Origin of the sequence: Pseudomonas sp. S09G 359 (genome assembly GCF_002843605.1) — a bacterium.
Taxonomy (GTDB): Bacteria; Pseudomonadota; Gammaproteobacteria; order Pseudomonadales; family Pseudomonadaceae; genus Aquipseudomonas.
Genome location: NZ_CP025263.1, coordinates 4,496,490 through 4,513,584, shown reverse-complemented (window position 1 = coordinate 4,513,584; position 17,095 = coordinate 4,496,490). Strand labels below are relative to the sequence as shown.

At 64.4% G+C, this 17,095-nt stretch carries 14 protein-coding genes; 11 read left to right on the top strand and 3 right to left on the bottom strand.

The window, feature by feature from the left end:
• Positions 1–419: 419 nt before the first annotated feature.
• The 3 genes from CXQ82_RS20435 to CXQ82_RS20425 all read right to left on the bottom strand — a co-directional run bounded on the left by CXQ82_RS20435 (position 420) and on the right by CXQ82_RS20425 (position 3,640).
• Positions 420–1,883 carry an aldehyde dehydrogenase family protein gene (locus CXQ82_RS20435; RefSeq protein ID WP_101272024.1) on the bottom strand — a complete coding sequence of 488 codons (1,464 nt, stop codon included), beginning with the start codon at positions 1,881–1,883 and terminating at the stop codon, positions 420–422.
• A gap of 169 nt (positions 1,884–2,052) precedes the next feature.
• A complete protein-coding gene (locus CXQ82_RS20430; RefSeq protein ID WP_101272023.1) occupies positions 2,053–2,766 on the bottom strand; it encodes a cupin domain-containing protein in 714 nt (237 codons plus the stop codon).
• A 22-nt stretch (positions 2,767–2,788) separates the two neighbouring features.
• Positions 2,789–3,640: a GNAT family N-acetyltransferase gene (locus CXQ82_RS20425; RefSeq protein WP_101272022.1), complete on the bottom strand. Its 852-nt coding sequence runs from the start codon at positions 3,638–3,640 to the stop codon at positions 2,789–2,791.
• Between the two features lie 513 nt (positions 3,641–4,153).
• Between CXQ82_RS20425 and CXQ82_RS20420 the strand changes: the two genes are divergently transcribed.
• The 11 genes from CXQ82_RS20420 (at position 4,154) to CXQ82_RS20370 (ending at position 17,086) form a co-directional block, all read left to right on the top strand.
• Positions 4,154–4,822 (top strand): haloacid dehalogenase type II, encoded by a 669-nt coding sequence (locus tag CXQ82_RS20420; RefSeq protein ID WP_101272021.1) that lies wholly within the window; start codon positions 4,154–4,156, stop codon positions 4,820–4,822.
• A 19-nt stretch (positions 4,823–4,841) separates the two neighbouring features.
• Positions 4,842–6,116 (top strand): FAD-binding oxidoreductase, encoded by a 1,275-nt coding sequence (locus CXQ82_RS20415; RefSeq protein ID WP_101272020.1) that lies wholly within the window; start codon positions 4,842–4,844, stop codon positions 6,114–6,116.
• A gap of 95 nt (positions 6,117–6,211) precedes the next feature.
• Positions 6,212–7,849 carry an ABC transporter substrate-binding protein gene (locus CXQ82_RS20410; RefSeq protein WP_101272019.1) on the top strand — a complete coding sequence of 546 codons (1,638 nt, stop codon included), beginning with the start codon at positions 6,212–6,214 and terminating at the stop codon, positions 7,847–7,849.
• 19 nt (positions 7,850–7,868) lie between these two features.
• Entirely contained in the window at positions 7,869–8,825 is a 957-nt protein-coding gene (locus CXQ82_RS20405; RefSeq protein ID WP_101272018.1) for an ABC transporter permease, read from the top strand.
• Positions 8,822–9,697, top strand: coding sequence for an ABC transporter permease (locus CXQ82_RS20400; RefSeq protein WP_101272017.1), 876 nt, complete (start codon positions 8,822–8,824; stop codon positions 9,695–9,697). The genes CXQ82_RS20405 and CXQ82_RS20400 overlap by 4 nt, the downstream gene beginning before the upstream one ends.
• 1 nt (position 9,698) lies before the next feature.
• A complete protein-coding gene (locus CXQ82_RS20395; protein WP_101272016.1) occupies positions 9,699–11,540 on the top strand; it encodes an ABC transporter ATP-binding protein in 1,842 nt (613 codons plus the stop codon).
• Positions 11,537–11,845 (top strand): (2Fe-2S)-binding protein, encoded by a 309-nt coding sequence (locus CXQ82_RS20390; RefSeq protein WP_101272015.1) that lies wholly within the window; start codon positions 11,537–11,539, stop codon positions 11,843–11,845. Before CXQ82_RS20395 ends, CXQ82_RS20390 begins: the two co-directional genes overlap by 4 nt.
• On the top strand, positions 11,827–13,203 hold the full coding sequence (locus CXQ82_RS20385) for an NAD(P)/FAD-dependent oxidoreductase (protein ID WP_101272014.1): 1,377 nt from the start codon (positions 11,827–11,829) through the stop codon (positions 13,201–13,203). Before CXQ82_RS20390 ends, CXQ82_RS20385 begins: the two co-directional genes overlap by 19 nt.
• Positions 13,200–14,354: an FAD-binding oxidoreductase gene (locus CXQ82_RS20380; RefSeq protein WP_101272013.1), complete on the top strand. Its 1,155-nt coding sequence runs from the start codon at positions 13,200–13,202 to the stop codon at positions 14,352–14,354. Before CXQ82_RS20385 ends, CXQ82_RS20380 begins: the two co-directional genes overlap by 4 nt.
• Positions 14,351–15,508 (top strand): acetylornithine deacetylase, encoded by a 1,158-nt coding sequence (gene argE, locus CXQ82_RS20375; RefSeq protein ID WP_101272012.1) that lies wholly within the window; start codon positions 14,351–14,353, stop codon positions 15,506–15,508. The genes CXQ82_RS20380 and argE overlap by 4 nt, the downstream gene beginning before the upstream one ends.
• 117 nt (positions 15,509–15,625) lie before the next feature.
• A complete protein-coding gene (locus CXQ82_RS20370; RefSeq protein ID WP_101272011.1) occupies positions 15,626–17,086 on the top strand; it encodes an NAD-dependent succinate-semialdehyde dehydrogenase in 1,461 nt (486 codons plus the stop codon).
• Positions 17,087–17,095 lie beyond the last annotated feature (9 nt).

The following is a 17,095-nucleotide window of genomic DNA, read 5'->3' as shown; positions in this document are numbered from 1 at the left end:
TTGATCGAGGTGCAGGTTTCAGGGTTGCTTCGCAACCCAACGCGGGCAAGCCCGCTCGCCACACAAGCCCGTCCTCTACACAAGCCGGCCCCTTACGTCAGCTACCAGCCGCAAAAGGCCGATGGCGCCAAGGACGGCGGGGCGGTGAAGTTTGGCTGGAATGTCCGCCAGAACGTAAAGGCCTGACACTCACTCCTGTGGCGAGCGGGCTTGCCCGCGTTGGGCTGCGCAGCAGCCCCAATGAGCTCAACCGCAGCGTGTCAGGATTGATCGAGGTGCAGGTTTTAGGGTTGCTTCGCAACCCAACGCGGGCAAGCCCGCTCGCCACACAAGCCCGTCTTCTACACAAGCCCGCCCTTTACACAAGCCTGCCCCTGCACAAGCCCGCTCGCCACATAGGTGGGTGTCAGCCCCTTGTATCACTCACCGAAGCCGACAATGGCCTTGGTTTCCAGGTACTCCTCGAAGCCCTGTACACCGTATTCGCGGCCATTCCCCGAGCGTTTGTAGCCGCCAAAGGGGGCCATTGGGTTCCAGGCGGGGTAGTTCAAGTGCACTTGCCCGGCGCGAATGCGCGATGCCACGGCGCGTGCCAGTGTCAGGTCCTGTGCCTGAACATGGGCGCCCAGCCCGTAGACCGTGTCGTTGGCAATGGCAACGGCTTCATCAATGGTGTCATAGGCAATGATGCACAGCACCGGGCCGAATATTTCTTCTTGGGCAATGCGCATGCTGCTGTTCACATCGGAGAAAACCGTGGGGCGGGTATAGAAGCCCTGGTCAAACCCCGCCACCCGTCCCGGCCCGCCGCATACCAGCCTGGCGCCCTCGTCGAGGCCTGCCTGGATCAGGGTTTGCACGCGGTTGAACTGCGCTTCGTTGGCAATCGGGCCCAGTTGCGTCGCTTCCGATCGTGGGTCGGCGACGATGAGTGCATTGGCGGTTTCTGCCGCCAGCGCTTCGACTTCAGCCAGGCGGTTTCTCGGCACGATCATGCGTGTCGGTGCGCTGCACGATTGGCCGACGTTGCGAAACGCCGACATCACCCCCAACGGCACGGCTTTGGCGAAGTCAGCGTCGGGCAGCAGCACATTCGGCGACTTGCCCCCCAGCTCCTGGGTGACCCGCTTGACCGTCGGGGCCGCCGCCTGCGCCACCAGGGCGCCAGCGCGGTTGGAGCCGGTGATTGAAATCATGTCGATATCCACATGCGCCGCCATGGCTGCGCCGACCTCGGCACCGCTGCCGTTCACCAGGTTGAATACCCCGGGTGGCAGGCCTGCGTCATGCACCACCTGCGCAAACAGCAGGGCGCTCAGCGGCGACAGTTCGCTGGGCTTCAGCACCACGGTGCAGCCGGCGGCGATGGCCGGGGCGACTTTGGCGGTGATTTGATACAGCGGCCAGTTCCACGGCGTGATCAGACCGCACACGCCGATGGGTTCGCGTTCAATCGCGGTGCCGCCCTCTACCGTCTGGAAGCGATAGCTGGACAGCAGGTCACGCGCGACCCGCACGTGCTCCGCCGCCAGCGGCACCTGCATGGCCCGCGCAAAACTGATGGCCGCGCCCATTTCCAGGGAGATCGCCTGCGCCAGCTGCTCCTTGCGCTCAAGGATCAGCGTGTAGATGTTCCCAAGCACCCGTGCGCGCGACTCGGGCGGCGTAGAGGACCAGCCCGCAAACGCCGCACGTGCCGCCGCGACGGCGCGATCAACGTCTGCAGCAGAGCCGCGTGCGACCTCGGCAACCACCTGTTCAGTGGCCGGATTGACCACCGGCAAGCGGTCCGGAACCGTCGGCGATACCCAGCGGCCGTCGAGGTAAAACTGCTGAGCCGTGTGCGGATCGATGCTGTAGCTGTTCGCGGTGTGTGTGGTCATCCAACTGGCTCCCTGGAGCGGTAGTAAGTGCTGCGAAGAGCACGGCCCTGTGTCTGGCTAAGCTAGCAAAAGGCTTGCGCCCAAAGATGCCGTTATTCAACGCTGCAAGGGATAATCTGCTGAATCCGCCAGGCCGGCGTGCGGATCGTCATGACAGCGACGCCGTGATTCACTTCACCGCATACACCTTGCGTACATACACGGTGCTGGTCCAGGCGCAGGGTGCGCCCTTGGCCACAAATACGCTGTCGCCGGGGTTGACGGTAACGGCGTGACCCGCGTCGTCTTGCAGCGTGACGCTGCCTTCCAGCAGGTGCATCAGTTCATGCAGTTTGTGCGCACGGCCGTGGCGAGCGTAGGGCGTCGAGTCCCAGATGCCGATGCGCAGTTCGGTGCTGGGGTCATCGAACAGGTTCAGCGCGCGGCACTGTGGCGTGGGCCCGATCAGGATCGCAGGCTCCGGCGCCGCCGAGGGGTTGAGCAGGGTGTATGGGTCGAGGAAGGTCAGGCCAGGGCGGGCGGGGGCGTCGGGCAGGTCAAGGGCGCAGAATGCCCACTCACTGTCGGTACTGGCCTGCACGGTGAGGCGGGTGCCACGGCCGATCACGGCGCTGGCACCGACGCCGAGTTCCAGGCTGTGTTCTGCGCTGCTGAGCACCACGTGGCCGGCGTGCACCACCAGGGTTTCACTGTGGGGGAAATCTTCGATCACGGCCATGCCGTTGAACCGCACCACACCTGCAGATACGCCGTCGTCGCCCAGCCAGGCAAGGTGGCGGCTGTCGCCGAACGGGTCCAAAGGGCTCAAGGCGGCGTTGTTGAAAGACGTGGCCACGCGGCTGCCGTCGGCACGTGCCAACAGCAGTGTTTTGGGAGATGACATGGGGAGAGCTCCGGGACGAAAGTCAGCTGATCGCTTGGGTGATCAATGCAAACGGGTGGACACCTTGGCTGGCTTCGGGTGGGGTGCCCAAGGCCATCTGCGCGACGGTGTCGATGTTCTTCAACCCGGCCTGTTCGAGCCAGTCGCTGAGACCGCAGGCCACGGGGATATCGATACGGACAAAGGCATCCGGCACCTGTGCGAGTAACACCGCGATCAGGTGCTTGGCCTGGTTGATATTCTCGGCCACCACCGGGCCGATGCAGCGGCCACGGCCAAAGGGGCGCAGCAGGGCGAAACCACGCAGGCGGCCATCGCGCTCGATGCCCACGGCATGTTCTACCTGCAGGTCACGCATCACCTCGCGGCGGTCCAGGCCGCTGGCGGCCTTGGCAAGGGCGAGCAGGGTGCTGTGGTCATCGGCAGTGAGTGCACGGCAGGTTTCACCGCTGGCAAGTTCCGGCAGCGCAGGCACCTGCGCCTGGCCCTGATGTTGTTGCACCCGCCCGAATTCTACGAACCCTTGGCTGGCATACAGCGGTGCGCCGGCGAGGGTGGCATTCAGCAACGGCGTGCGCGAATCGCACGCGGCGAGGGCCTTTTCCATCAAGCGGCGGCCGATGCCCTGGCCCTGGTACTCATCGCTGACGATCACCAGGCCGATGGTGGCGTAGTCGCCCTGGGGGCAGGTGAAAGCGCTGCCGATCAGCCGCTCGCCATCCATTACCACGAAACCGTCGCTGACCCGTTGCAGCATGGCCCAGTCATCCAGGCGGTGAGGCCATTTGAGTTGCACGGACAAGGCGTGGGCAGCCGGGAGGTCGGCCACGGTCATGGGGCGGTAGATATAAGCAGGGTGTGGCAGGGCGGACATGGCGAGCCTCCATAGAACATTGTTTTTTGCGCGGTGAGGATGCCTGTATCCCACCTGCATAAAAGGCTGGCAAGGGGGCTGTGGATATTCGGTAGATTCCTTGGGCTGTGGGTTGCGGGGCCACAGGTCGTACTTAATTTCTGTGGGGCGGCGGCAGTAAATGCCGACCGGTATTTCATGCTTGAATCCAATTAAAGTGTGGGAGGGCGGTGCGACCCGAATCGTCGCACCGCCTCTCCCACACTTTCTGCCGCCCCCACCCCCGTCCTTAAGCCTCCCCGCCGCCAAAAGCCCCCTAAAAGCGCACAAACACAGGCCCTGCCCAAGCCTGGCGCGCACCGCAAACTCTGCTGCGTCCAGCCACCAAAACGGTGGTTTGTATTGAGCACAGGTCGTTTTAGACGGCATATGCTGATTTCACAGTGGTGTAATGAACCTGTGCTGCAACGAGGCCGACGCGCCGCCAGGGCAGTGAACGCTTGTCACACTCAACGAACTTCAGGACCGCACTCCATGAGCTTTCTTCGTCCCAAATTCATTACGTTCGACTGCTACGGTACGCTGACCAACTTCCATATGGGCACCATGACCCGCGAGATCTTCGCCGATCGCATCAAGCCCGAAGAGATGGACCAGTTCGTCAAGGACTTCTCGGCCTACCGCCTCGACCAGGTCATGGGCGATTGGCGCCCGTATGACGAAATCCTCAAGACCGCCCTGGCCCGTACCTGCAAGCGCTGGGGTATCGACTATCGCGAGGAAGGCCAGCTGTATTACGACGCTGTGCCGACCTGGGGCCCGCATGCGGACGTGCCGGCCGGCCTGTCGAAGATTGCCGACAAGATTCCCCTGGTGATCTTCTCCAATGCCAGCGACAGTCAGATCATGTCCAACGTCGACAAGCTCGGCGCACCGTTCCATAAGGTCTTCACCGCTGAACAGGCGCAGGCCTACAAGCCGCGCCTGGCCGCCTTTGAGTTCATGCTCGACAACCTCGGTTGCGGCCCGGAAGACATCTTGCATGTGTCGTCCAGCTTCCGTTATGACCTGATGCCGGCGCATGACATGAAGATCAAGAACAAGGCGTTTGTTGCCCGTGGCCATGAAGTGCCAGGCAACGCGTTCTACGGCTACCAGCAGATCACCGATATCGGTGGGTTGCCGGCACTGGTCGGTCTGTAACGCACACAAGGGGCAAGATATGGGCAGCGAATCCTATTGGCTCGACACCGCACCGGCGTTTACCGGCGCCCAACTGGGCGGCCTGCCCAGCCAGGTCGATGTGGCCGTGGTCGGTGGTGGTTTCACCGGCCTGGCGGCGGCGCGGGCGTTGGCGCTCAAGGGCGCCAGCGTGGTGGTGCTGGACGCCGGGCGGGTGATCGGCGAGGCCTCGGGGCGCAACGGTGGGCAGTGCAACACCGGGGTGGCCCAGGACTATGCCGGGCTGCACGCCAGCCTGGGCGCGGCCAAGGCGCGTGCCTATTACCAGGCCTATGAAAGCGCGGTGCAGACGGTGGTGTCGCTGGTTGAGCAGGAAGGCATCGCCTGCGATCTGGTGCGCAATGGCAAGCTCAAGTTGGCGGCCAAGCCGCTGCACTACGAAGGCCTGGCCCGCACCTTTGAGCTGATCCGCAAGGAGGTGGATGCCGATGTCGAACTGCTCAGCGCCGTGCAGGCCCGAGCGGAAGTGAAGTCGGCGCAGTTCCATGGCGGCTTGCTGCAACGCAACGGCGTGCAGATGCACGTGGGTCGCTTCGGTGTGGGTTTGGCCGAAGCGGCGGCGCGGCGCGGCGCGATGATTTATGAGCATACCCCGGTCAAGGACTGGAAGGCCCAAGCCGGGGGTTACCAGGTCAACACCGCCAAGGGTTCGCTGCACGCCGGGCAAGTGTTGCTGGCCACCGGCGCTTGCCAGCATGGCGACCTGGGCTGGTACCGCCGGCGGATCGTGCCGGTGGGCAGCTTTGTGATCGCCACCGAAGTCTTGCCCCAAACGCTGATCGATCAGTTGCTGCCCAAGCATCGGGCTTATGTGACCAGCCGCATGATCGGCAACTATTTTCGCCTGACCCCGGACAACCGCCTGCTGTTTGGCGGGCGTGCGCGGTTCGCCATGTCTGACAGCGTTTCCGACGCCAAGAGCGGCAAGGTGTTGCAGGCCGCCATGCTCAATATGTTCCCGCAGTTGGCGCACGTGAAGATCGACTACTGCTGGGGCGGCCTGGTGGACATGACGTCCGACCGCCTGCCCCGCGCCGGCCAGCATGGCGGGGTGTTCCACTCCATGGGCTACAGCGGCCATGGTGTGCAGATGTCGGTGCACATGGGCCAGGTGATGGCCGAGGTGATGGCCGGCAACACGGCGGCCAACCCGTGGCGCGAACTCGAGTGGCCGGCGATCCCCGGGCATTTCGGCAAACCCTGGTTCCTGCCGTTCGTGGGCGCCTGGTACCGCTTCCAAGACTATTTGCACTGAGTTGCCGTTGTTGCGTCACCGTCGTTTGTGTTTCCAGGACGCTCCGGACATCCGTGAGCACTCGATTCTTCCGATTATCGACAGGTAGCCTTGCTATGACTGACAACAAAAACACCCCGGACTTCATCTCCGGCCAAGACAGCCTGCGCATCTTCGAAGGCCTCAACCGTGGCATGTCGCGCCGCAACGCCCTGCAGATGCTCGGCGTGGCCGGTGTCGCGGCTGCCGGGGCGGGCAGCCTGTTCGGCGCCGCCGGCAAGTTGTTCGCCGATGAGGCTGCGACTGACGGCAAAGGCAAACCGGGCGGCAAGATCCGCGTGGCTGGCATGTCCAGTTCCACCGCCGACACCCTCGACCCGGCCAAGGGCGCGCTATCCACCGACTACGTGCGCCACTTCATGTTCTACAACGGCTTGACCCGCTTCGATAAGCACCTGGTGCCGCAACTGGAACTGGCCGAGCGTATCGACAACACGGACGCCACCCTGTGGACCATCACCCTGCGCAAGGACGTGACCTTCCACAACGGCAAGAGCCTCACCGCCGCCGACGTGGTGTTCTCCCTGAGCCGCCACAAAGACCCGCTCACCGGTTCCAAGGTCATGCCGCTGATGGAGCAGTTCAGCGAGATCAAGGCCAGCGGGCCGAACGAAGTACAAATCCGCCTCAGCGCGCCCAACGCCGAATTGCCGTCGATCCTCGCCGTGTCGCACCTGTTGATCGTTCCCGAGGGCACCACCGACTTCAATCAAGGCGTCGGCACCGGGCCGTTCACCGTTGGCGAGTTCAAGCCTGGCGTGCGCTCGATTGCCGTGCGCAACAAGAACTACTGGAAGCCGGGCCTGCCGTACCTCGACGAGATCGAGTTCATTGCCATCGGCGACGAGCCATCGCGGGTCAACGCGTTGCTGTCCGGCGACGTGCACATGATCAACGAGGTCAACCCGCGTTCCACCACGCGTATCAAGGCCAGTGCCAAGCACCGCGTCGTCGATGCGCCGTCGGGCAACTACACTGACTTGATCATCCGCCAGGACCAGATGCCCGGTAAAAGCCCGGAATTTACCCAGGCCATGAAGCTGCTGCTGGACCGTGAGCAGGTCAAGTCCGCAGTGTTCCGTGGGTTTGCGGTGGTCGGTAACGACCATCCGATTGCGCCTGGCTCGCGTTACTTCAACACCGACCTGCCGCAGACGGTCTACGACCCGGAAAAGGCCAAGTTCCTGCTCAAGAAAGCCGGCATGGAAAGCATCACCATGCCCGTGATGGCCTCGCCTGCCGCGACCGGTTCGGTGGACATTGCCGTGCTGTTGCAGCAATCGGCGAAACAGGCCGGGCTCAAGCTGGACGTGAACCGCCTGCCCAGCGACGGCTACTGGTCCAACCACTGGATGAAGCACCCGTTGAGCTTCGGCAACATCAATCCGCGGCCGAATGCGGACGTGATGTTCTCGCAGTTCTTCCAGTCTAAGGCACCGTGGAACGAGTCCGGCTGGCAGAACGATCAGTTCGACCAGTTGCTGATGCTGGCACGCGGCGAAACCGACGACGCCAAGCGCGGCAAGATGTACGCCGACATGCAGACCTTGGTGCATGACCACGCCGGCATCGGCATCCCGGTGTTCATCAGCAACATCGACGGCGTGGACCAGCGTATCAAGGGCTATGACAGCAACCCGCTGGGCGGTTTCATGGGCTACATGTTTGCCGAGCAAGTCTGGCTGGACGCGTGAACACAGCGAGGGCAGGGCGATGAATAGCAATACACTGTGGTTGATCGGCCGGCGCCTTGGCGCGGGGGTCGTGACCTTGTTGATCGTGTCCATGGTCGTGTTTGCGATCACGGCGGTACTGCCGGGGGACGCGGCGCAACAATCCCTTGGCCAGTTCGCCACCCCGGAACAGGTGGCGGCGCTGCGCCTGAAACTGGGGTTGGACCAGCCCGGTGTGTTGCGTTACCTGCACTGGTTGATGAGCCTGCTCAGCGGCGACATGGGCGTGTCGGTGTCCAACGCCATGCCGGTGGGTGAGCTGATGGCCGGGCGCGTGCCCAACACCTTGATGCTGGCGGCCACCACGGCGCTGGTCTCGGTGCCGGTGGCGCTGGTGCTGGGCATCGGCTCGGCAATGGGCCGGGGCGGGCGCATCGACAGTTTCCTGAGCTTTTGCACCCTGGCGATGGTCGCGGTGCCGGAATTTCTGGTGGCGACCCTGGCAGTGCTGATTTTTGCCGTCAACCTCGGTTGGTTGTCGGCGCTGTCTTACGCCAGTGATATCAGCTCACCGTGGCAATTCATGCGCACCTACGCGTTGCCGGTGATGACCCTGTGCTGTGTGATCGTCGCGCAAATGGCGCGCATGACCCGCGCCGCCGTGATCGACCAACTCGACAGCGCCTACGTGGAAATGGCCCGGCTCAAGGGCGTGGGCCCGGTGCGGATCGTGCTGCAACACGCGTTGCCCAATGCCATCGGGCCGATTGCCAATGCTATCGCCCTGAGCCTGTCGTACTTGCTCGGCGGGGTGGTGATCGTCGAGACGATCTTCAACTACCCCGGCATTGCCAGCTTGATGGTCGATGCGGTGACCAACCGTGACATGGCGCTGGTGCAGGCCTGCACCATGCTGTTCTGCGCGGCTTACCTGGGCCTGGTGCTGCTCGCCGACCTGTGCGCGATCCTGTCTAACCCGAGGCTGAGAAACCAATGAACAATCTCATGCTCAAGTCCAAGCCCGTAGCCCCCGACCTGTCGGCGGGCAAAGTCTCCAGCGCGCCGTCCTGGCTCGGGCTGCTGGGCGCCGTGGTGTGTGTGGCCTGGTTGCTGGTGGCGCTGTTCGGCCCGTGGCTGGCGCCGCACCCGGTGGGCGAAGTGGTGTCCGACAACATCTTCGACAACATCAGCGCCACGTACCCGTTCGGCACCGATTACCTGGGCCGTGACATGCTCAGCCGGGTCCTGGTGGGCGCGCGCTTTACGGTCGGCCTGGCGCTGGTGGCGGCGATCCTGGCCAGCGGCCTGGGCACCGGGTGCGCGTTGCTCTCGGTGGTCTCGCCCAAGTGGCTGGACGAAATCATCAGCCGCCTGATGGACGCATTTATTTCGATCCCGAGCAAAATGCTCGCGCTGATCATGGTTTCGGCGTTTGGCTCCTCGGTGACGCTGCTGATTTGCACCGCCGTGCTCAGCTTCAGCCCCGGCGCGTTTCGCATCGCGCGCAGCATGGCGGTGAATATCGAAGCCCTCGAATACGTGCAGGTGGCCCGCACCCGTGGCGAGCGTCGGCTGTATATCGCCTGTGTGGAGATCCTGCCGAACATGCTCAACCCGGTGCTGACCGACCTGGGCTTGCGCTTTGGTTTTATCGTGTTGCTGCTCAGCGGCATGAGCTTCCTCGGCCTCGGCGTACAGCCGCCGGATGCCGACCTCGGCTCGCTGGTGCGGGAAAATATCGGCGGCCTTGGCCAGGGCGCACCGGCCATCGTGCTGCCGGCGCTGGCCATCGGCACCCTGACCATTGGCGTGAATCTGTTTATTGACCGGCTGTCATCCCGACGCAGTCGACGCACCGGGGGCCATTGAAATGACCGAATTGATTCGTGTCGAAGACTTGCGCGTGGTCGCCTGTGGCGAGCGCGGCGAGGTGGAAATCGTCAAAGGTGTGAGCTTTGCCCTGGAGAAAGGCCAGGTGTTGGCGCTGATTGGTGAGTCCGGTTCGGGCAAGACCACCATCGCCCTGGCGTTGCTCGGCTATGCGCGGCGTGGCTGCCGGTTATCCGGCGGGGTGGTGCAGGTGGGCGAGCATGACATGCTGGCCTTGAGCGAACGCCAGCTGCAAGGCCTGCGCGGCAATCGCGTGTCCTATATCGCGCAGAGCGCGGCAGCCGCGTTTAACCCGGCCAAGAAGCTCATCGACCAAGTGGTGGAAGGCGCGTTGATCCACGGCCTGGGCACCCGCGCCGACCTGCAGGCCAAGGCCATCGGCCTGTTCCGCGACCTGGCCTTGCCCGACCCCGAGCGCATTGGCCAACGCTACCCGCACCAGGTGTCCGGTGGGCAGTTGCAACGGGTGATGGCGGCGATGGCGCTGATCAGCGACCCGTTGCTGGTGGTACTCGACGAACCGACCACGGCACTGGACGTGACCACCCAGATTGACGTGCTGCGAGCCTTCAAGCGCGTGGTGCGTGAGCGTGGCGCCACGGCGGTGTATGTGTCCCACGACCTGGCGGTGGTGGCGCAGATGGCCGACCAGATTGTGGTGCTCAATGGCGGGCAGATCCTCGAGCAGAGCGCCACGGCGCCGTTGCTGAAGGCCCCGGCCCATGAATACACGCGCAGCCTGTTGGCAGCCGCGCGCCCCGACACCACCATTCGCCCACCCTGCGGTATCGCCGAAGACGTACCGTTGCTGACCATCAGCGGCCTTACCGCCGGCTACGGCAACAAGAACCTGCAAGGCATGCCGGCGATCCGCGTGCTCGAAGACATCGACCTCACCGTGCGCCGTGGCCAGGCCATCGGTGTGATCGGCGAGTCCGGTTCAGGCAAATCCACCCTGGCGCGGGTGGTCGCGGGGCTGCTCACGCCGGCCCTCGGGGGCTTGACCTTTGATGGGCAACCCCTTGGCGGCAGCCTGTCCGAGCGCACGCCGGAGCAATTTCGGCGGATCCAGATGGTGTTCCAGAACGCCGACACCGCGCTCAACCCGATGCACAGTGTGGCAACTATCATCAGCCGCCCGCTGAAGATGTATTTCGGCCTCAAGGGCCAGGCGTTGCAGGCGCGTATCGGCGAATTGCTCGACCTCGTGCGCCTGCCACGCAACCTCGCCGAACGGCGCCCGAATGAGCTGTCTGGCGGGCAGAAACAGCGGGTCAACCTGGCCCGGGCGTTGGCGGCCAAGCCCGATCTGATTCTGTGCGATGAAGTCACCTCGGCCCTCGACACCGTGGTCGGTGCGGCGATCCTCGAGCTGCTGCGCGACCTGCGCCAGCAACTGGGCGTGTCCTACCTGTTTATCAGCCACGACATCTCCACCGTGCGTGCGTTGTGCGATGACATCGTGGTGATGTACAGCGGTCATAAGGTGCAGGCCGGCAGCCGGCAGTCGTTTGCCGAAGCGCCGTTCCACCCCTACACCGACTTGTTGATCCACTCGGTGCCCGAACTGCGCCAGGGCTGGCTGGAAAACTGCGGCGCCACCTGCGGCGAGCTGCCGCCCATTGGCGCGCGGGCCAACGTGCCGGAACTGTGTACGTTCCTCAACCGCTGCCCGGTGCGGGTCGACGGCCTGTGCAACCGCACCGCGCCGAACCGCCGCACCCTCGACAACGGCAGTGAAGTTCTCTGCCACCACGATACGGCCCAGTTGCTGAACATGCAGCAGGGCATTACCAGCATAACCTTGGGAGCGTATGCATGAAGGGGCGTTTTGTGCGGCTGGCCGAACAGGGCCGGCCGACGGTCAGCCTGACCGTGGATGGCACACCCATCCAAGCGCTGCAGGGCGATACCTTGATGGTCGCGCTGCTGACCCAGGGCAACGCCTTGCGCCAATCCGAATTCGACAGCGGGCGCCGCGCCGGTTTTTGCCTGATGGGCGCGTGCCAGGACTGTTGGGTATGGACACGCACGGGAGAGCGCCTGCGTGCCTGTTCCAATGAAGTCCGTGACGGGCTGGAAATTGTCACCACACAACCGGAGGCAACATGGCCATTGCACGGGTAGTCATTGTCGGTGCCGGGCCGGCCGGGGTGCGTTGCGCCGAAACCCTGCTGGCCGCCGGTATCAAGCCGATCCTGATCGATGAAAACCGCCGCGACGGCGGGCAGATCTACCGTCGCCAGCCTCAAGGCTTTACCCGCGACTACACCACGCTATACGGCACGGAAGCCGCCAAGGCCCAAGCCCTGCACGACAGCTTCGACCGCCTGCGCAGCGCCATCGACTACCGCCCCGACACCCTGGTGTGGAACCTCACGCCAGGGCAGTTGTGCTGCGTGAGCCAAGGCCGTCACAGCACGGTGGACTACGACGCGCTGATCCTCTGCACCGGCGCCACTGACCGTTTGATGCCCATCGAGGGCTGGCAGCTGGCGGGCACCTACAGCCTGGGCGGGGCGCAGATCGCACTGAAAAACCAGGCCGTGTCGATCGGGCATCGCGTGGTGTTCATGGGCAGCGGGCCGTTGCTGTACCTGGTCGCCAGCCAGTACATCAAGGCCGGTGCCGAGGTGGCGGCGGTGCTGGATACGTCGCCAATGAGCCTGCGGATCAAGGCCTTGCCCAAGCTGCTGGCGCGTCCGGGGGTGTTGTTCACCGGGCTCAAATTATTGGCCCAGCTGTATCGCGCCAAAGTGGCGGTGCACCTGGGGATCAAGCCGCTGCAAGTGCTGGGCGATGCGCTCAATGGCGTCGGCGGCGTGCGCTTCACCGCAGGTAACGGGCAGGAGCTGACGGTGCAGGCCGATGCCGTCGCGCTGGGTTACCACCTGCGCCCGGAAACCCAGCTGGGCGACCTGGCCGGCTGCGCCATGGCCTTTGATCATGCTTCCAGCCAATGGTGGCTGGCGACTGACGCCGCCGGGCGCACCTCGGTAAAGGGGGTGTACGCAGCCGGTGACGGCTCGAAGATTCGCGGCGCGGATGCCGCCGAGCACGCCGGGCGCCTGGTAGCGTTGGCGTTGCTCGAAGATCAACAGCTGCCGGTGGACAACGCCGTGCGTGACCAACAGCAGCAGGCGCTGGCGGTGATGGATCAATTCCGCCTTGGCCTGGCCCAGGCGTTCCCTTGGCCCAGCGCGCAAGCCGGGGCGTTACCAGACAGTGCCATCGTGTGCCGCTGCGAGATGATCAGTGCGGGTGAATTGCGCCGTACCGTGAACGAAAAGGGCGCCTGTGAAGTCAACCGTGCCAAGGCCTTCAGCCGGGTCGGCATGGGCCGCTGCCAGGGGCGTTACTGCTCCCAGGCGGGGGCTGAAGTGATTGCCGCCGCCGCCGGCGTGCAGGTCCAGGAAGTCGGCCGCCAGCGCGGCCAGGCGCCGGTCAAACCGTTGTCGATGCTCACCGAGGAGGTCACGCCATGAGCGTGCAAAAAGCAGATGTGGTGATTGTCGGCGGTGGCCTGATGGGCGCGGCGACGGCGTTTTTCCTGCGCCGGCGCGGGCAGTCGGTGATCCTGCTGGAGCGCGACCAGATTGGCCAATATGCCAGTGGTGTGAACTTCGGCAATGTGCGCCGGCAAGGGCGCTTCCTCGGCCAATTGGCCCTGGCCAACCGCTCCTGGGCGCTGTGGAAACGCCTGCCGGAACTGATCGACGATGACCTCGAATTTATCCCCAGCGGCCACATGCGCGTGTGTTATCGCGAGGATGAAATCGCCGAGCTGGAGGCTTACGCCGCCGCACCGGAAGCCGAGCAACTGGACCTCAAAATCTATCGCGGCGCCGAGTTGCACCGGCGCTTTGGTTTCCTCGGCCCGGACGTGAAAGGCGGCTCCTACGCCCCCCACGACGGTCACGCCAACCCACGCCTGGCGGCACCGGCTTTTGCCCGCGCGGCCATTCGCCTGGGCGCACGGATTGAAGAGCGCACCGAAGTCGCCGAGGTGCAAAAAATAGGCGCCGATTTCCACGTCACTACCACCGACGGCCGCCAGTTCCAGGCCGCGCAATTGCTGATTACCGCCGGCGCCTGGGGCCAGAAACTCTCGGCGCAATTCGGCGAACCGGTGCCGCTGGACACCCATGGCCCGCAAATGGCGGTGACCGAGCCCGTGCCCTACGCGCTGCCGACCGTGATCGGCGTGTACACCAAGATCCCCGAGGAAGTGATCTACTTTCGCCAGATCCCCCGCGGCAATATCGTCATTGGCGGCGGTTATCGCAGCAAACCCGACATGCTCAACCGCCGCGCCTACGTGGAGCCGCGGAGCATCCTCAACCAGCTCAGCCAAATGCGCCGCCTGCTGCCGGGCGTGGGTAACCTGAATATCATCCGCGTGTGGAGCGGCATCGAGGGCTACCTGCCGGACTCGCTGCCGGTCATGGGCCCCAGCGGCAGCGTCGATGGCCTGTTCTACGCCTTCGGTTTCTGCGGCCATGGATTCCAGCTGGGCCCGGGTGTCGGTGATGTGATGGCCGAACTGCTTAGCACTGGCGCCACCAGCACGCCGATCGCGGCGTTTTCTATCAGCCGTTTTGCCCTTCCTGCCGAGCAACGGAGCCAGGCCTCATGAAACCCCGTGTACTGGAAATTCTGAAAAAACTGATGGCGTTCGACACGGTATCGTCCGAGTCAAACATGGCCTTGATCGAGTACGTGCGCGACCTGCTGCTGACCAAGGGCATCGAGTCGCTGATCGTCAAGGATGCAAGCGGCAAGAAGGCCAACCTGTTCGCCAGCACCGGGCCCAAGGACCAGCCCGGCGTGTTGCTGTCCGGGCACACCGACGTAGTGCCGGCGGCGGGGCAGGCGTGGACCTTTCCGGCGTTTGCCGCCACGGTGCAGGACGGGCGCATCTACGGGCGCGGCAGCTGTGACATGAAAGGTTTTATCGCCCTGGCTATCGACGCGCTGCTGGACGCCGCCGAGCACAGGTTGAGCCGCCCGCTGCAATTGGCCTTGTCCCATGACGAGGAGATCGGCTGCGTGGGCGTGCGGCGCTTGCTCGACGTGCTGCACCTGGCGCCGGTGCGACCGTTTTTGTGCGTGATCGGCGAACCGACCAACATGCAATTCGTGCTCGGCCACAAGGGCAAGGGCTCCTATCGCACCTATTGTCGTGGCCAGGAGGCGCATTCGTCGCTGGCGCCGCGTTCGGTCAACGCCATCCACGTGGCCTGCGACTTTATCGCCGCGCTGCGTGAAAGCCAGCAGCAGTTGCAGCAACACGGCGCCCAGGACCACGACTACGACGTGCCGTACAGCACCGTGCATGTCGGGCAGATCGGCGGCGGCAAGGCACTGAATATCGTGCCCAACCTGTGCACCCTGGATTTCGAGGTGCGCAACCTGCCGGCCGACGACCTGGACCAGTTCCTCGAGCAGATGCGCGAACGCGCCGAAGTGATCGTGCGCGAGGCACAAAAACTCTCCAGTGTGGCGGCCATCGAGATTGAAACCGTGAATGTCTACCCCGGCCTCGACACCCACCCCAGCGTCGAGGCGGTGCGCTTTCTCAAGAGATTCGCCGCGCCGGATACCGGTACCGCCAAGGTTTCGTTCGGCACCGAGGGCGGCCTGTTCAAGCAGCGCCTGGACGTACCGGTGGTGGTCTGCGGGCCGGGTTCCATCGAGCAGGCGCACAAGCCCGACGAGTTTATCGAGATCAGCCAGATGGACGCGGGCGAGCGCTTTCTACAGGGTTTGCGCGGTTCGCTGACGGCCTAGCAGAGCCTGCCGTCCTGGGCTGAATTTCAGCACGGCACGCTGCTGTAACCGTGCTTTCGGCATCCTCGTCCGTGGTGCCTGCCTAGACTGGAGCATGTCTCGGATCAGGACTCGACCATGCTCACTACTCGCTTGCAAAACCCCAGCCTCCTGGCTGAACTCGCCTACGTCGATGGCCAGTGGACCGCTGCCGACAGCGGCGCCACCCTGGCCATCCACGACCCCGCCACCGGCCAACTGCTGGCACGTGTGCCGGCCATGGACGCGCTGGACACCCACCGCGCCATCGCCGCCGCCGAACGTGCCTGGCCGGCCTGGCGCGCGCGCCCGGCAGCGGAACGTGCGGCGCTGCTGGAGCGCTGGTTCCAGGCGATGCTCGACAACCTCGACGACCTGGCGCTGATCATGACCTGGGAACAGGGCAAGCCGCTCAATGAAGCCAAGGGCGAGATCCGCTACGGCGCCGGTTTCGTCAAATGGTTCGCCGAGGAAGCGCGCCGGGTCTACGGCGAAACCATGCCGGCGCCCAGCGGCGACCGACGCCTGTTGACCCTCAAGCAGCCCGTGGGCGTGTGCGCCGCGATTACCCCGTGGAATTTCCCCAACGCCATGATCACGCGCAAATGCGCGCCGGCCCTGGCCGCCGGCTGCCCGATCATCGTCAAGCCGTCGGACCTCACGCCACTGTCGGCCCTGGCCCTGGCGGTGCTGGCCGAGCGCGTCGGCATTCCAGCCGGGGTGTTCAACGTGATCACCGGCTTACCCGCCGGGATTGGCGAAGCACTCACCCGCAGCCCGGTGGTGCGCAAGATTTCCTTCACCGGCTCCACCGCCGTCGGTCGCTTGTTGATGCGCCAGAGCGCCGAACACATCAAGCGCTTGAGCCTGGAACTGGGCGGCAATGCGCCGTTTATCGTGTTTGACGATGCCGACCTGGAACAGGCAGTGGCCGGGGTGATGCTGAGCAAGTTTCGCAATGCCGGGCAGACCTGCGTATGTGCCAACCGCATCTTGGTGCAGGCCGGTATCTACGAACGTTTCGCCGCGCGCCTGGTGGAGGAGGTGGGCAAGCTCAGGGTCGGCAATGGCCTGGAGGAGGGCGTGAGCATCGGCCCGCTGATCAACCTGGCGGCGGTCAACAAGGTGGCGCGGCACATCGACGATGCCCTGAACCAGGGTGCCAGGCTGTTGTGCGGCGCGATCCCCACGGGCGACAGCCAGTTTGTGCAACCCACGGTACTCGGCGACTGCCACGCCGACATGCTGCTGGCCAACGAAGAAACCTTCGGCCCGGTGGCACCGCTGATGCGCTTTACCGACGAGGCCGAGGCACTGGCCTTGGCGAATGCCACGCCTTATGGCCTGGGCGCCTACTATTTCACCCAGGACCTACAGCGTTCGTGGCGCTTTGGCGAGGCCCTGGAGTTCGGCATGGTGGGCCTCAACACCGGGATCATCTCGATGGAAGTCGCGCCGTTTGGCGGTATCAAGCAGTCGGGCCTGGGCCGCGAAGGCAGCAAGTACGGGCTGGATGAGTACCTTGAAGTCAAAGCTTTCCACATTGGCGGGTTGAACTAGCGAGGCAGC

Coding starts and splice junctions, on each gene's coding strand:
- CXQ82_RS20435 (WP_101272024.1), bottom strand. CDS start 1,883: ATGACCACACACACCGCGAACAGCTACAGCATCGATCCGCACACGGCT.
- CXQ82_RS20430 (WP_101272023.1), bottom strand. CDS start 2,766: ATGTCATCTCCCAAAACACTGCTGTTGGCACGTGCCGACGGCAGCCGC.
- CXQ82_RS20425 (WP_101272022.1), bottom strand. CDS start 3,640: ATGTCCGCCCTGCCACACCCTGCTTATATCTACCGCCCCATGACCGTG.
- CXQ82_RS20420 (WP_101272021.1), top strand. CDS start 4,154: ATGAGCTTTCTTCGTCCCAAATTCATTACGTTCGACTGCTACGGTACG.
- CXQ82_RS20415 (WP_101272020.1), top strand. CDS start 4,842: ATGGGCAGCGAATCCTATTGGCTCGACACCGCACCGGCGTTTACCGGC.
- CXQ82_RS20410 (WP_101272019.1), top strand. CDS start 6,212: ATGACTGACAACAAAAACACCCCGGACTTCATCTCCGGCCAAGACAGC.
- CXQ82_RS20405 (WP_101272018.1), top strand. CDS start 7,869: ATGAATAGCAATACACTGTGGTTGATCGGCCGGCGCCTTGGCGCGGGG.
- CXQ82_RS20400 (WP_101272017.1), top strand. CDS start 8,822: ATGAACAATCTCATGCTCAAGTCCAAGCCCGTAGCCCCCGACCTGTCG.
- CXQ82_RS20395 (WP_101272016.1), top strand. CDS start 9,699: ATGACCGAATTGATTCGTGTCGAAGACTTGCGCGTGGTCGCCTGTGGC.
- CXQ82_RS20390 (WP_101272015.1), top strand. CDS start 11,537: ATGAAGGGGCGTTTTGTGCGGCTGGCCGAACAGGGCCGGCCGACGGTC.
- CXQ82_RS20385 (WP_101272014.1), top strand. CDS start 11,827: ATGGCCATTGCACGGGTAGTCATTGTCGGTGCCGGGCCGGCCGGGGTG.
- CXQ82_RS20380 (WP_101272013.1), top strand. CDS start 13,200: ATGAGCGTGCAAAAAGCAGATGTGGTGATTGTCGGCGGTGGCCTGATG.
- argE (WP_101272012.1), top strand. CDS start 14,351: ATGAAACCCCGTGTACTGGAAATTCTGAAAAAACTGATGGCGTTCGAC.
- CXQ82_RS20370 (WP_101272011.1), top strand. CDS start 15,626: ATGCTCACTACTCGCTTGCAAAACCCCAGCCTCCTGGCTGAACTCGCC.